We start from the raw sequence: 14649 nt of genomic DNA, 5'->3' as shown, positions 1-14649 counted from the left end.
GCCCCGGAGAAATCCGGGGCCGGCCCTTTTCCGTGTCGTCGTCGGCGGTCTCCGCGGTGGGCGCCGGCGGGCTCCGGAGCGCCGCGTCCGGAAATGCGAAAAGCCCCGGATCTCCGGGGCTCCTACTTTCTGGCTGGGGTACCAGGACTCGAACCTAGACTAAATGAACCAGAATCACTCGTGCTGCCAATTACACCATACCCCAACAAAGCGTTCAGCCGATGGGGCGAGCCCACCGGCTTCTGCTCTGGTACCCCCGACCGGATTCGAACCGGCGCTACTGCCGTGAGAGGGCAGCGTGCTAGGCCGCTACACAACGGGGGCTTGATCTTCATTTGTACTGCTGCACTGCGGTACTGCTCGTACTGCGCTGGGGTACCAGGACTCGAACCTAGACTAAATGAACCAGAATCACTCGTGCTGCCAATTACACCATACCCCACCGGAGTTGAGCCCTTGCGAGCCCTTCTCGGCGTTGCGCCTCTCGGTCGGTCCCGACGGGGTTTCACTCCCTCGTCCGTTCCCTCCCGGGCGGCGCAGAAAGAACATTACCCGATGCCGGGCGCGGCTCCAAAATCGATAACCGCAGGCAGCGGCCGGGGCGGCTGCGGGCCAGGTCAGCACCGGGCCCGCGGCCGCCCGCGGCAGGGCCTCAGGCGCCGGGGAGGGTGCCCAGGGCGGCGTTCAGCCGGCGCAGCGTCTCGGGGCGTCCGAGCAGCTCCATCGACTCGAACAGCGGCGGGGAGACCCGGCGGCCGGTGACGGCCACCCGCAGCGGCGTGAAGGCGAACTTGGGCTTGATGCCCAGCCCGTCCACGAGCGCCTCGCGCAGCGCGGCCTGGATCGGCTCCGGGGTGAAGTCCTCCAGCGCCTCCAGCGCCTTGATGCTCGCCTCCAGCACCGGACGGGCGTCCGCGGTGAGCACCTTGGCCGCGTCGTCCGGGTCGAGGGCGAAGTCCTCGGGGGCGACGAACAGGAAGCCGGCCATGTTGACGATCTCGCTCAGCACGACCATCCGCTCCTGGGTGAGCGGCGCCACCTTCGCGAGCAGGTCGAGCTGCTCGGTGCCGGGCTCGGCCGGCAGCAGGCCCGGCGCCTGCAGGTACGGCACCAGGCGGCGGACGAAGTCCTCCGGCGCCAGCTTGCGCAGGTGCTCGGCGTTGATGTGCTCGCACTTCTTCAGGTCGAAGCGGGCCGGGTTGGCGTTGACGTCCGCGATGTCGAACGCCTGCACCAGCTGCTCGGTGCTGAAGATGTCGTCGTCCGCGGAGAGCGACCAGCCCAGCAGCGACAGGTAGTTGAGCAGGCCCTCGGGGATGAATCCGCGCTCGCGGTACAGGTTGAGCGAGGCCTGCGGGTCGCGCTTGGAGAGCTTCTTGTTGCCCTCGCCCATCACGTACGGCAGGTGGCCGAAGCGCGGGGTGCTCCCGTTGCCGACGCCGATGTCCGCGAGCGCCGCGTACAGCGCGATCTGGCGGGGGGTGGAGGAGAGCAGGTCCTCGCCGCGCAGCACGTGGGTGATGCCCATCAGGGCGTCGTCCACCGGGTTGACCAGGGTGTAGAGCGGGGCGCCGTTGGCCCGGACGATGCCGTAGTCGGGCACGTTCTCCGGCTCGAAGGAGAGCGAGCCGCGCACCAGGTCGTCGAAGGCGATGGTGGTGTCGGGCATCCGGAAGCGCAGGATCGGCTCGCGCTGCTCCAGCTTGTAGACCGCGACCTGGTCCTCGGTCAGCTCGCGGCAGTGGCCGTCGTAGCCCGAGGGCCTGCCGGCCGCGCGGGCGGCCTCGCGGCGGGCGTCGAGCTCCTCGGTGGAGCAGTAGCAGTGGTAGGCGTGGCCGGCCTCGTGCAGGCGGCGGGCGACATCGGCGTAGATGTCCATCCGCTGCGACTGCCGGTACGGGGCGTGCGGGCCGCCCACCTCGGGGCCCTCGTCCCAGTCGAAGCCGAGCCACCGCATCGCGTCCAGCAGCTGCCGGTACGACTCCTCCGAGTCGCGGGCCGCGTCGGTGTCCTCGATGCGGAAGACCAGCGTGCCGCCGTTGTGGCGGGCGAAGGCCCAGTTGAAGAGGGCGGTGCGGACCAGGCCCACGTGGGGGTTCCCGGTCGGGGAGGGACAGAAGCGGACCCGGACGTCCGAGCCCGCGGCGGTGTTAGCCACGCTTGATCACCCTGTTGGTGAGAGTGCCGATGCCTTCGATGGAGACGGCGACCTGGTCGCCGACGTTGAGCGGGCCCACCCCTGCGGGTGTGCCGGTGAGGACGACGTCGCCGGGCAGCAGCGTCATCGCCTCGGAGATGTGGACGATCAGCTCGGCGACCGAGCGGACCATCTGGGAGGTGCGCCCCGTCTGCCGCAGCTCGCCGTTGACCGTGCAGGTGACGGCGAGGTCCGCGGGGTCGAGGTCGGTCTCGATCCACGGGCCGAGCGGGCAGGAGGTGTCGAAGCCCTTGGCGCGCGCCCACTGGCCCTCGCGCTGCTGGACGTCCCGGGCGGTGACGTCGTTGGCGCAGGTGTAGCCGAGGATCACCTCGGGCACCCGCTCCAGCGGCACCTCGCGGCACATCCGGCCGATCACCACGGCCAGTTCGGCCTCGTGGTGGACGTCCGAGGAGAACGGCGGGTACGCGATGGCTTCGGTCGGACCGATCACCGCGGTGGACGGCTTGAAGAACGTGAGCGGGACGTCCGGGACGTCGTGGCCGAGTTCGGCGGCGTGCGCCGCGTAGTTGCGGCCGACCGCGACGATCTTGTTCGGCAGCATCGGGCTCAGCAGCCGCACGTCCTGGAACCGGTAGCTCTCACCGGTGGGCTGGGGCTGCCCGAACGGGTGGCCGGCCAGGGCGTGGACGATCAGGGACTCGGGCTGGGAGGGATCCCCCTCGACCACCCCGAAGGAGACGCTGCCGGCGGCAGGGCTCCCTTCCCGGACGGAAAACCTGGCAATGCGCACGGCTGGGACACCCCTCGCTTCGTCGGCCGCCCGGGCGCGCCCGGGCGCTGGGTGGGCCGCACTGCCTCGCACGCGGCCCGGTCGATCGTCGTCCAGGCTATCGCGTGGGCCCCCGCCCGCCCGCTTTGCCCCTGTTCAGCGCGGTTGCGCCCCGCCACCCGGACGGTCCGGCCCGGCGGGCGGGCCCGGGTACGCGGAAGGGCGCCGCGACCGGGTCGGTCGCGGCGCCCTTCCGGAGCGCGGGGTCAGTCCTGCGGGACGATCACCGGGGCGACCATCAGCTGGACGCGGCGCGGGTTGGCCGTGCTGGTCGGCAGCTCCGTGGCGTACGTCACGACGTCCTCCGCCTTGCGGGCGCCCGGGATCTTGCTGAAGTCCTCGACCGAGGCCAGGGTCGTCCGGCGCGGGTTCGCCGTGGAGCCGCCGGAGAGCGTGGACTTGGTGGCCTTCTTCGCCAGGGACATCGCGTCAGCACCTTGGGGGTCCGGGCCGGTCGGTCGGCGCGGGCGCGCACGGATCCGGTTTCCGGCCGAGTGGTTCGGGGTGTTTCCGGGCAGGCTGAATCGGGGCCGTTCGCGGATACAGCCGCCAGGTTACGGATCTCTTTCCACAGCGACCGTGACCAAAGCTACACATTACGCTGTGACATCGGTCACAAATTGATGAGCAATTCGGAGATATCCGACATATCGCCTCATCAGAATTTACCGACAAATCGGGCAGATCGGCCATTGCGGCACCTCTGCGACTCTTGTTGATCTCGGGCAGCCTTGGCATGTATCCGGCGAGTGTCCGAAAAAGGCGGTATTCCGGTCCGGTTACCGCACAGTCTGTGAAACCGTGCACGCAGTCGGTAGCGCCACGTGGTGAGCCCTGGCGGCCCTTGTTGGGATTCCCCGGCTGTGCTGGAATGCCACGGACCGTGGGTAGGGAGCAGTCCACCCCGGTGCCCGCCCTCCCGGACCGGCCGGGGGGTGGATGGAAACTCGACACCGTCCTGGCCGCGGCGACGCGGCCGGACGCCCGGTCCAGAGGTTGCGACGCCAGTGCAGGGACGTTTCAAAAGGGGTAGCGGCGCCGCGGGTGACCCGGAGTCGCGTGAGCCCGCGGCAGGACCCCAGCCGGCGCTAGTGCCCGGAGATCCGGCCGATCCCCGGTCCGCCGAGCCAGGCGGGCCCGAGATCATCGGGTCGGACGACCGCAAGTCCGCGCGGGGCAAGCTCCGCAAGACCCTCACCCGCCGCCGCGCGACGGGCATGAGCCGGTTCGCGCTGCGCAACTGGCGCATCCGGACCCGTCTGATCGCCCTGCTCGCGCTGCCCGTGCTCGTCGCCCTCGTCCTCGGTGGGCTGCGCATCCAGACCTCGCTCGAGGCCTCGCAGCAGCTCGCCCAGATGGCCAACCTCTCGGATCTGGCCAAGAAGGCGACCAACCTGGCGGACGCCCTCCAGACCGAGCGCGACATCAGCGCCGGTCCGATCACCGCGAGCCCGCAGAGCCCGGTCGACGACGAGATCGTCAACGCCCGGAAGATCACCGACGACCTGGCCCGCACCTTCAGCGCCTCGTCGGACAAGTTCGAGGACCTGGAGCTCTCCGGCGGCAAGGCGCTGCTGCTGCAGATCCGCAAGGACCTCAACGCGATCTCGGACGCACGCAACAGCCCGTACCAGAACAACCAGAACATCCAGGCCACCATCACGGCCTACGACGTGATCATCCGCGACCTGCTGTCCATCACCCAGGACATCGCGCTCGCGTCGAACAACGGCGACCTGGTCCGCTCCACCCGCGCCCTGCAGCAGTTCTCGCTGACCAAGAACGCCACCTCGCAGCAGCGCGCGCTGATCAGCGCCGCGCTCGCCAACCCCAAGGGCCCCGACCTCAGCGCGAGCGACGAGTCCTTCGGCATCCGCCTGCGCGTCGCCTACGACAACGCGCTGACCAGCTTCAACTACATCTACACGGCCAACGACCTGGACAACCTGCGCGGCCAGCTCAGCTACAACTCGGTGGTCGCCGACGCCGACCGCTACTCGCGCTCGATCCTCCAGCAGAGCGGTATCCACCAGTCCGAGCCCCGCTCGTACAAGGACTGGTACGAGCAGGCCACCACCAAGATCACCGCCGAGCGGCGCATCGAGGCCAAGCTGATCGAGCAGCTCGACGGCAAGGCCCAGGAACAGCAGTCCGCCGCCGACACCGAGGCCCTGATCATCGCCGCCGCCGTCGCGCTGGTGCTGCTCGTCGCCCTCGGTGGCGCGGCCCTCATCGCCCGCGCGATGGTGCGCTCGCTCACCCGTCTGCAGGCCGCGGCCGAGGACGTCGCCGAGCGCCGCCTGCCGGAACTGGTCAAGACGCTCTCCGAGACCGACCCGCACGACGTCGACGTCACCGTCGAACCCGTCGGCGTCGACTCCGCGGACGAGATCGGCCACGTGGCCCACGCCTTCGACATGGTGCACAGCGAGGCCGTCCGCCTCGCCGCCGAGCAGGCCCTCCTCCGCGGCAACATCAACGCGATGTTCACCAACCTGTCGCGCCGCAGCCAGGGCCTCATCCAGCGCCAGCTGTCGCTCATCTCCGAGCTGGAGAGCCGCGAGGCCGACCCCGACCAGCTGGCCAGCCTCTTCAAGCTGGACCACCTGGCGACCCGCATGCGCCGCAACGGCGAGAACCTCCTCGTCCTCGCCGGTGAGGACCCGGGCCGCCGCTGGACCCGCCCCGTCCCGCTGGTCGACGTGCTCCGCGCCGCCGCCTCCGAGGTGGAGCAGTACGAGCGCATCGAACTCGCCGCCGTGCCGTCGGCCGAGGTCGCCGGCCGCGTCGTCAACGACCTCGTCCACCTGCTCGCCGAGCTGCTGGAGAACGCCACCTCGTTCTCCAGCCCGCAGACCCGCGTCCGGGTCACCGGCCACGCCCTGCCCGACGGCCGGGTGCTGGTCGAGATCCACGACACCGGCATCGGCCTCAGCCCCGACGACCTCGCCGACATCAACGAGCGCCTGGCCAACCCGCCGACGGTGGACGTCTCGGTCTCCCGCCGCATGGGCCTCTTCGTGGTCGGCCGGCTGTCCCTGCGCCACGGCATCCGGATCCAGCTGCGTCCCAGCGACTCCGGCGGCACCACCGCGCTCGTCATGCTCCCGGTGGACGTCACCAACTCCGGCGACCGCCGCACCCCCGGCCGCCCCGGCCCGGCCCAGGCCAAGCAGCAGCGCGGCCCGGCCCCGACGCCGCGCCAGCAGCGCCAGATGCCCGGCCCGGACAACCGCGGCCCCGCCGCGCTCGGCCAGGGTCCGGCGGGCGGTGCCCCGCAGGGCCGTCCGCAGCTCGGCCAGGGCCCCCAGGGCGGCCCCGGCGGTGCCCCGAACGGCGCTCCGGCCGGTGCGCCGGGCCAGGGCGGCGGCGCCAACGGCCTGCCCACCCGCCAGGTCGGCCAGTCGCTGCGCGAGACCCAGCCGACCGGCGGCCGTCCCGGCGCGGTGCCGCAGCAGGGCGGCCAGGGCCGTCCGGCCCCGCAGCAGGGCGCCCCGACCGGTCGCCCCGGCAACCCCGGCATGGGCGGTCTTCCCCGCCGCGGCCGCCCCGGCGGCCAGCCGCAGGCCGGTCCGCAGGGTGGCCCCCAGGGCGGTCCGCAGGGTGGTCGGCCCCAGCCCAACCAGCAGCCCGCCCCGCAGCAGTCCGGCCAGCAGGCCGGTCCGCAGCAGCCCGGCCAGCCGCTGCCCACCCGTCCGCAGGGCGGTCGGCCGCAGCCCGGCCAGCAGCAGCCCGGCCCGGGCCGCCGCCCCGCCCCGCAGGGCGGTCCCGGCGACCAGCCGCAGCACGACTGGGCCGAGCAGGGCGGCCGCCCCGGCGGTCGTCCGCAGGAGGGCCTGCCGCAGCGCCGCCAGCCGCAGCAGCCGCCGGCCGAGGGCCGCCCGGCCCCCCGCCAGGAGGTGCCGCAGCGCCCGCAGCCGCAGCAGGCCCAGCAGCTGCCGCCGGCCGAGTCCGAGGCGGAGAGCACCGCCCAGTTCGCCCGGCCGCGCTTCGAGGCCAGCGACATCGACCCGCGCGACCCGCTGGGCCTCGGCCTGGTGGAGCCGGTGCTGCCGAACGTGCCGAACCCGGCCCGTCCGGAGCAGAACCGCCCCGAGCAGCGGCCCGAGCCGGTGCGCCAGGAGCAGTTCCGCCAGGAGCCGATGGCGCTGCCGACCGGTCCGTCCGACGGCGGCCCGCAGGGCGCCCAGCGGCCGTACCAGCCGCGCCGCCCCGGCACCACCGCACCCGGCTTCCCGCAGGACCGCCCGCAGGCCCCGCAGCGGCCGGCCCGGCCGGAGCAGGCCCAGCAGCCGCAGCAGCAGCAGCGGGCCCAGGCCCCGCAGGCGCCCGCCCAGCAGCAGGCCCAGCAGCAGCCGGTGCAGCAGCCCGGCGGCGCCGGCGAGGCACCGTGGCGCCCGTCCGCGAACGACGAGCGCTGGCGCCGGGCCGAGCAGGTCCGCGAGCCCTCGACCAGCGGGGTCACCATGTCGGGCCTGCCCCGGCGCACGCCGCAGGCCAACCTGGTCTCCGGCACCGCCGAGGCCTCGCCGCTGACCGGTCCCCAGGTCTCGCGCGCCCCCGAGGAGGTGCGCGGCCGGCTGACCAACCTGCGGCGCGGCATCCAGCAGGGCCGCCGGGCCGGCGCCGAACAGGGCAACCCCGCACCGCAGGGTGGCCGGAACGGCTTCCAGCATGGTGCTCAGCAGCCCGGATTCGATAGTTTCGGGGGCCGGACAGACGGCAACGGCGCAGATCATCAGGAGCGTTGAGTTGAATCAGATGAGCCAGGCCGCACAGAACCTGAACTGGCTGATCACCAATTTCGTGGACAACACCCCTGGGGTGTCGCACACGGTGGTGGTCTCCGCCGACGGCCTCCTGCTGTGCATGTCGGAGGGCTTCCCCCGCGACCGCGCCGACCAGCTCGCCGCCGTCGCCTCCGGCCTCACCTCCCTCACCTCCGGCGCCAGCCGGATCTTCGAGGGCGGCGAGGTCAACCAGACCGTCGTCGAAATGGAACGGGGCTTCCTCTTCCTGATGGCCGTCAGCGACGGCTCCGCCCTCGCCGTACTGGCCTCCCCCGACTCCGACATCGGCCTCGTCGGCTACGAAATGGCCCTGCTCGTCGACCGCGCAGGCGCCGTCCTCACCCCCGCGCTCCGCGCAGAACTCCAGGGCAGTCTCCTGCACTGAGCGTCCTCGACGGACACCGAAGTTGACCCGCCGCCGGGTCCGACCCGACCGGACCCGGCGCACCACCCTCAGCTTGCCCCGGCAGCTGATCCGCCTCGGCTGGCACCGCCCCAGCTGGAACCGGCTGCTCATGGCTGCAGCACAAGGAGGACCCATGACCCCGTCGACACCCGCCGGCTCGTACGGCAACGGGTACGGCAGTGGCTACGGAGGGCAGCAGTCCGACGGCTACGAGCAGCAGCCGCTGGTCCGCCCGTACGCGATGACCGGCGGGCGCACCCGGCCCCGCTACCAGCTCGCGATCGAGGCGCTCATCTCGACCACCGCGACCGCCGAGCGGACCGGCGGCCTGCTGCCGGAGCACGCCCGGATCGTCGGCCTCTGCCGTGAGGTCAAGTCCGTCGCGGAGATCTCCGCCCTCGCCGGCGTGCCGCTCGGCGTCGCCCGCATCCTCGTCGCGGACCTGGCCGAGGCCGGCCTGGTCGCCATCCACCAGCCCGCCGCCGCGGGCGAGTCGGGCGGAACGCCCGATGTCACGCTGCTCGAAAGGGTCCTCAGTGGACTTCGCAAGCTCTAACGGACCGGCCCGCGCCACGACGTCCGCGAAGATCGTCGTCGCCGGCGGCTTCGGCGTCGGCAAGACCACGCTCGTCGGCGCCGTCTCCGAGATCAACCCGCTGCGCACCGAAGCCGTCATGACCTCCGCGTCCGCCGGCATCGACGACATCAGCAAGGTCTCCGGCAAGACCACCACCACCGTCGCCATGGACTTCGGCCGCATCACCCTGGACGAAGACCTCATCCTCTACCTCTTCGGCACCCCCGGCCAGGACCGCTTCTGGTTCATGTGGGACGACCTCGTCCGCGGCGCCATCGGCGCCGTCGTCCTCGTCGACACCCGCCGCCTCGCCGACTGCTTCCCCGCCCTCGACTACTTCGAGAACAGCGGACTCCCCTTCGTCGTCGCCCTCAACGGCTTCGACGGCCACCAGCCCCACACCGGCGACGAGGTCCGCGAAGCCCTCCAACTCGGCCCCGACACCCCCGTCATCACCCTCGACGCCCGACGCCGCGAAAGCGCCAAGAGCGCCCTCATCACCCTCGTCGAACACGCCCTCCTCGCCCGCCTCCGCTGACCCGGAGCGAACGAGTCGTGATCGAACGGCCCGGCCGTCCGCCTCCCGGGGCGGGCGGCCGGGCCTGCCTGTCCGCGGTCCGGTGACGCACGGATGTCGCCCGGACGCCGCGCGCAAGGCCCGGGCATAAGCGGGTGATAACAGTTCGGTAGGCATTTGGTGATCATCAGTGACCCTGGGTCACCGATGGGCATCGCTCAGCGCCGGAAGACCCCGGTTTTGCTCGGAGATGTCCGCGAATGCCCGAATTGCTCTGCTCACGGTGCCGACCAGCGGCTGTTTGTCCCCCATCCCTGCACGTGCTGAAATTCCAGCTACCCCGAAGTCCTGTACGGCAGTCCCTCCCCGCAGCGGGCAGCTGCCAGGGGTAGCGCTGGATTGATCCATGGCCGCAAAACCGGCCGAGAGGTAGTTGTCGAGTGAGGCGTAAGCAGCAAGTCGCCCCGCAGCGGCGCTCCGAGCCCCGCCAGAGCGAGCCGAACGGTACCGCACCGGACCAGAGCGGGTTCTCCGCGTTCACCCCCGCCGAGGAACGGCCCCAGGCCGCTCCCGCCGCCCAGCCCCCGACCGCCGGTTCACCCGGCCGCCCGGGTGCCGCCGCCGAGCCCGAGGCCGGTCCGACGGGCAGCGGCAAGTACGACTTCCTCCGGCCCCGCAACTGGCGCGTCCCGACCCGTCTGATCGCGATCCTGCTGATCCCGGTCATCATCGCGCTCGTCTTCGGCGGTCTGCGCGTCAACACGTCCTACGACGGCTGGGTGAAGGCGTCCCGCGCCGAGAACACGGCCAAGCTGGCCAAGGCGGCCACCGAGCTCGCCGAGGCGCTGGAGAACGAGCGCGACAAGTCGCTGATCCCCCTGCTGACCAAGCAGGACCCGAACGGCGAGGTCCAGAAGCTCCGGACGACCACCGACGAGGCCCTCAAGGCCTACCGCGCCGCCTACGAGGTGACCAAGGGCGAGGGCGAGCTCAAGTACCGCCACGCGGGCTTCCAGAACGTCGTGGCCTTCCTGCCGCACCTGCGCGACCACGCGTACGGCAAGGACCTGTTCGCCACCGCGACCCAGTCCGCGTACTCGGTGATGCTCGCGCCGCTGCTGGCGTACGACAACTCGGTCGGCCTCGGCAGCTCCAGCATCACCAGCAAGGGCCGCGCGATCTACGCCATCTCGCTGGCGAAGGCCTCCGCGTCCACCCAGCGCGCGCTGATGCTCCACCTGCTGGTCGGCATCTCCGCCGAGACCACCACGCGCCACGAGAACACCGACCTCATCCAGCAGCTGCTGATCTCGCAGAAGCTGGAGCAGGTCTCCATATCCGAGTTCAACACCGGTAGCGCCCCGGAGGACCAGCGCGTCTACGCCGACGCCATGGTCGCCCAGGCCAATGCCGAGCAGCGTGCCGCGTACCGCATGCCGAACGGCAGCGCGCCCACCATGTACGGCCTGCTCGCGCTCGGTGCCGCCTACCAGCAGGCCGCCGCCGAGGGCCAGACCAAGGGCAAGGACGCCGCCGACAAGGCCTACAAGGAGGCCAAGGACTCGGGTCTGACCCCGGAGAACTGGAACCAGGCCGCCAACACCCACATCAACACGCTGCGGACCACCGAGGTCACGCTGCTGAACGACGTCGTGCAGGAGGCGGTGGACCTCAAGGACCGCGCCCTCAACGACATGATCCTCAACTCGGTGATCGTGCTCGCGGCGCTCGTCCTCGCCGGTGTGCTGACGGGCTTCACCGCCCGCTCGATGATCCTCGGCATGCGCACCCTGAACACCGCCGCGCTGGAGATCGCCAACACCCGGCTCCCCGAGCTGGTCGAGAAGCTCTCCAAGACCGACCCGGACCGGGTGGACACCTCCGTCAGCCCGATCCCGCTGCACGGCAAGGACGAGATCGGCGAGGTCGCCCGCGCCTTCGACCAGGTCCACCGGCAGGCGGTCGCACTCGCCGCCGAGCAGGCCCTGCTCCGAGGGAACGTCAACGCGATCTTCACCAACCTGTCGCGCCGCAGCCAGGGCCTCATCCAGCGCCAGCTGGCGCTGATCACCGACCTGGAGAACAACGAGGCCGACCCGGACCAGCTGGAGAACCTCTTCAAGCTGGACCACCTGGCCACCCGTATGCGCCGCAACGGTGAGAACCTGCTCGTCCTCGCGGGCGAGGAGGCCGGCCGCCGCTGGAACACCCCGGTCCCGCTGGTCGACGTGCTCCGCGCCGCCGCGTCCGAGGTGGAGCAGTACGAGCGCGTCGAGCTGTCCGGCATCCCCGAGGCCGAGGTCGTCGGCGGCGCCGTGACCGACCTCGTCCACCTGCTCGCCGAGCTGCTGGAGAACGCCACCTCGTTCTCCAGCCCGCAGACCCGGGTGCTGGTCAACGCCACCCGCCTGCCGGACGGCCGGGTGCTGGTCGAGATCCACGACAAGGGCATCGGCCTCACCGCCGAGGACTTCGCCGAGATCAACGAGAAGCTGGCCGAGCCGCCCACGGTCGACGCCACCATCTCGCGCCGCATGGGCCTCTTCGTGGTCGGCCGGCTGTCCCAGCGGCACGACATCCGCGTCCAGCTCCGCCCCTCGGGCGAGTCGGCCGGCACCACCTCGCTGGTCATGATCCCGCCGTTCCTGACCCAGATGGGTGCCGTGCCGGAGCCGGAGGAGGAGTTCACGGTCTCCCGGATCTTCGCCGACCAGGAGCCCGGCGCCCAGGACTGGGCCGAGGTCCAGGGCCGGCCGCGCAGCGCCGCCGAGCTCGGCTTCGACGACCACCTCACCGGCAACGGCAACGCCGGCTCCAGCGGGTTCAGCCCCGCCCTGGAGGCCGTGCAGCGCTCGCAGCGGCTCGACCAGGCCCGCCGCGCCGCCCTGGAGGCCGCCCCGGCCGCCGAGGCGGAGCCCGCCGTGGTCGACGCCGAGATCGAGGAGGTCCCGGAGCAGGCCGGCTACCGGCAGGACTACGGCTACCAGGACGACCAGTACGGGCAGTACGACCAGCCGGGCGGCTACCAGGACGGCCAGTACGGCGACCAGGGCTACCAGTACGCCCCGCAGGACCCGTACGGGCAGGACCAGTACGGCCAGTACGACCAGCAGGGCTACCAGGGCGGCCAGTACGCCCCGCAGGACCAGTACGGGCAGGACGACCGGTACGCCCCGCAGGGCTACCAGCAGCCCTACGACGACGGCGGGTACGCCCAGGACCAGTACGGCCAGGACGACCAGTACGGCGCGGCCGCCGAGGAGGCCCCCGCGGGCCACCCGTACGGCCAGGAGTCGGCCGCCCTGCCGCCCGCCGGCGGGACGCTCGCCTCGGGCCTGCCGCAGCGCCGTCCGGGCCAGCAGCTGGCCGGCGGCGGCGCCCCCGCGAGCGCCCCGCAGGGCGGCGGCAGCGAGGGCCTGAACTGGTTCACCGGTGCCAAGGACACCTCCGGCGACTCCGCGGAGCCGCGCGGCCACGAGGTGTCGGCGCTCGGCGGCTACGGCCCGACCGGCCCCACCGGCCCGACCAGCGCCGCCTGGCAGTCGCCCAACGACGGCGACTGGCAGCGCGCCGAACAGCTCCGGGAGCCCACTTCCGGCGGCACCACCTCGGCGGGCCTGCCCCGCCGGGTGCCGAAGCAGAACCTGGTGGCCGGCAACGCCAAGCCGACCCCCCAGGACGGGCCGCAGGTCTCCCGCAGCCCCGAGGAGGTCCGAGGCCGCCTCACCAACCTGCGCCGCGGCGTCGAGCAGGGCCGCAGCGCCGGCAACACCGGAAGCTTCCGGATCGACCCCGACCAGGTAGACCCGTCCGGCAACGGACAGCAGAACCGCAGCACCGATCTCTTCGGCGGCTCGAACCACCAGGAGCGTTGAGTTGAGTCAGATGAGCCAGGCCGCACAGAACCTGAACTGGCTGATCACCAATTTCGTGGACAACACCCCTGGGGTGTCACACACGGTGGTGGTCTCCGCCGACGGCCTCCTGCTGTGCATGTCGGAGGGCTTCCCCCGCGACCGCGCCGACCAGCTCGCCGCCGTCGCCTCCGGCCTCACCTCCCTCACCTCCGGCGCCAGCCGGATCTTCGAGGGCGGCGAGGTCAACCAGACCGTCGTCGAAATGGAACGGGGCTTCCTCTTCCTGATGGCCGTCAGCGACGGCTCCGCCCTCGCCGTACTGGCCTCCCCCGACTCCGACATCGGCCTCGTCGGCTACGAAATGGCCCTGCTCGTCGACCGCGCAGGCGCCGTCCTCACCCCCGCGCTCCGCGCAGAACTCCAGGGCAGTCTCCTGCACTGACGGTTCGTCGGATACCGTCCTGGTATTCGAAGCACCTCCGCGTCCCTCCCGGGCCCGCTTCGGCGGGCTCGGGTTCGGACGTTGTACGGCCTTCGCACCACCGGCTGGGGACCAGCGCCCGAGCTCGCACCGCACCGCCGCACCCTGTGAGGAGAGGAACCGTGACACCGCCCGACGACCGCAGCGGCCAGTACGGCGTTCCGTACCCTGGCACAGGCCATGACGCCTTCGGCACTCCCGGCGTCGTCGGCCACGGTCAGCAGTACGGCCCGTCCTACGGTCAGCAGCACCAGTACGGCCAGCCGTACCCGCAGGACCAGCCGTACCCGCAGGAGCAGTACGGCCAGTACGGGGGGCAGCCCTCGTACGGCGCGCCGCAGCCCGGCTACGACGCGCCCCAGGCCCCCTACGGCGCCTCCCCGGACTCCTACGGCGCCCCCGACTGGTCGGGGCCCGCCGCCCCCGCTCCCGCCGCCGTCCCGGCCCAGGAGCCCGGGTACGTCGAGGAGTTCGAGGACGAGGAGGACTCCGGTCCGCTGATCCGGCCGTTCGCGATGACCGGCGGGCGCACCCGGCCCCGCTACGAGCTGGCGCTGGAGGCGCTGGTCTCCGCCGACGTCGACCCGCAGCGCCTGGCCACCCTCCTCCCCGAGCACCAGCGGATCTGCACGCTGTGCACGGAGGTCAAATCCGTCGCCGAGGTCTCGGCGCTGCTCTCCATCCCCCTGGGAGTGGCCCGCATCCTCGTGGCCGACCTGGCCGAAGCCGGCCTGGTCGCCATCCACCAGCCCGCTTCCGGGGGCGAATCCGGAACCCAGCCCGACGTCACGCTGCTCGAAAGGGTCCTCAGTGGACTTCGCAAGCTCTAACGCGGCCGCCCCCACCCGCGCCACCACCTCCGCGAAGATCGTCGTCGCCGGCGGCTTCGGCGTCGGCAAGACCACGCTCGTCGGCGCCGTCTCCGAGATCAACCCCCTGCGCACCGAAGCCGTCATGACCTCCGCGTCCGCCGGCATCGACGACATCAGCAAGGTCTCCGGCAAGACCACCACCACCGTCGCCATGGACTT

At 71.9% G+C, this 14649-nt stretch carries 10 protein-coding genes, 3 tRNA genes and 1 pseudogene; 8 read left to right on the top strand and 6 right to left on the bottom strand.

The features are described from left to right. Positions 1-130 precede the first annotated feature (130 nt). The 6 genes from ACWGB8_RS34690 to ACWGB8_RS34665 form a co-directional block, all read right to left on the bottom strand. Positions 131-205, bottom strand: a tRNA-Gln gene (locus ACWGB8_RS34690). A 43-nt stretch (positions 206-248) separates the two neighbouring features. Beyond that, a tRNA-Glu gene (locus tag ACWGB8_RS34685) sits at positions 249-324 on the bottom strand. A 46-nt stretch (positions 325-370) separates the two neighbouring features. Beyond that, positions 371-442 (bottom strand) — tRNA-Gln (locus ACWGB8_RS34680). Between the two features lie 210 nt (positions 443-652). Beyond that, complete coding sequence (gene gltX, locus ACWGB8_RS34675; protein ID WP_452217640.1) at positions 653-2158, bottom strand: glutamate--tRNA ligase; 1506 nt, start codon at positions 2156-2158, stop codon at positions 653-655. Continuing rightward, positions 2151-2951 carry a fumarylacetoacetate hydrolase family protein gene (locus ACWGB8_RS34670; RefSeq protein WP_452217639.1) on the bottom strand — a complete coding sequence of 267 codons (801 nt, stop codon included), beginning with the start codon at positions 2949-2951 and terminating at the stop codon, positions 2151-2153. The genes gltX and ACWGB8_RS34670 overlap by 8 nt, the downstream gene beginning before the upstream one ends. Positions 2952-3196: 245 nt before the next feature. Continuing rightward, the gene (locus tag ACWGB8_RS34665; protein ID WP_452217638.1) at positions 3197-3415 is read right to left on the bottom strand and encodes a hypothetical protein; all 219 of its coding nucleotides are present in this window, start codon (positions 3413-3415) and stop codon (positions 3197-3199) included. A gap of 666 nt (positions 3416-4081) precedes the next feature. On the opposite strand from ACWGB8_RS34665, the gene ACWGB8_RS34660 reads away from it, so the two are divergent. The 8 genes and pseudogenes from ACWGB8_RS34660 to ACWGB8_RS34625 form a co-directional block, all read left to right on the top strand. Beyond that, on the top strand, positions 4082-7741 hold the full coding sequence (locus tag ACWGB8_RS34660; protein ID WP_452217637.1) for a nitrate- and nitrite sensing domain-containing protein: 3660 nt from the start codon (positions 4082-4084) through the stop codon (positions 7739-7741). A gap of 10 nt (positions 7742-7751) precedes the next feature. Next, complete coding sequence (locus ACWGB8_RS34655) at positions 7752-8165, top strand: roadblock/LC7 domain-containing protein (protein ID WP_030057391.1); 414 nt, start codon at positions 7752-7754, stop codon at positions 8163-8165. Positions 8166-8319: 154 nt separating this feature from the next. After that, on the top strand, positions 8320-8742 hold the full coding sequence (locus ACWGB8_RS34650) for a DUF742 domain-containing protein (RefSeq protein ID WP_452217636.1): 423 nt from the start codon (positions 8320-8322) through the stop codon (positions 8740-8742). Next, a complete protein-coding gene (locus ACWGB8_RS34645) occupies positions 8723-9301 on the top strand; it encodes a GTP-binding protein (protein WP_452217635.1) in 579 nt (192 codons plus the stop codon). Before ACWGB8_RS34650 ends, ACWGB8_RS34645 begins: the two co-directional genes overlap by 20 nt. 419 nt (positions 9302-9720) lie before the next feature. Next, positions 9721-13155, top strand: a complete 3435-nt coding sequence (locus tag ACWGB8_RS34640; protein WP_452217634.1) for a sensor histidine kinase — start codon at positions 9721-9723, stop codon at positions 13153-13155. A gap of 10 nt (positions 13156-13165) precedes the next feature. Beyond that, positions 13166-13579, top strand: a complete 414-nt coding sequence (locus ACWGB8_RS34635) for a roadblock/LC7 domain-containing protein (protein ID WP_030057391.1) — start codon at positions 13166-13168, stop codon at positions 13577-13579. Positions 13580-13740: 161 nt separating this feature from the next. After that, positions 13741-14448: a DUF742 domain-containing protein gene (locus ACWGB8_RS34630; protein ID WP_452217633.1), complete on the top strand. Its 708-nt coding sequence runs from the start codon at positions 13741-13743 to the stop codon at positions 14446-14448. Next, positions 14429-14649 (top strand): annotated as a pseudogene (locus ACWGB8_RS34625) (ATP-binding protein); the annotation flags it as partial. The gene ACWGB8_RS34630 and the pseudogene ACWGB8_RS34625, both read left to right, overlap by 20 nt.

Source organism: Kitasatospora sp. NPDC054939 (assembly GCF_053610105.1).
The sequence above is the reverse complement of the archived record's forward strand: the minus strand, read 5'-3'. Positions and strand labels throughout refer to the sequence as shown.

Coding starts and splice junctions, on each gene's coding strand:
- ACWGB8_RS34665 (WP_452217638.1), bottom strand. CDS start 3,415: ATGTCCCTGGCGAAGAAGGCCACCAAGTCCACGCTCTCCGGCGGCTCC.
- ACWGB8_RS34655 (WP_030057391.1), top strand. CDS start 7,752: ATGAGCCAGGCCGCACAGAACCTGAACTGGCTGATCACCAATTTCGTG.
- ACWGB8_RS34650 (WP_452217636.1), top strand. CDS start 8,320: ATGACCCCGTCGACACCCGCCGGCTCGTACGGCAACGGGTACGGCAGT.
- ACWGB8_RS34635 (WP_030057391.1), top strand. CDS start 13,166: ATGAGCCAGGCCGCACAGAACCTGAACTGGCTGATCACCAATTTCGTG.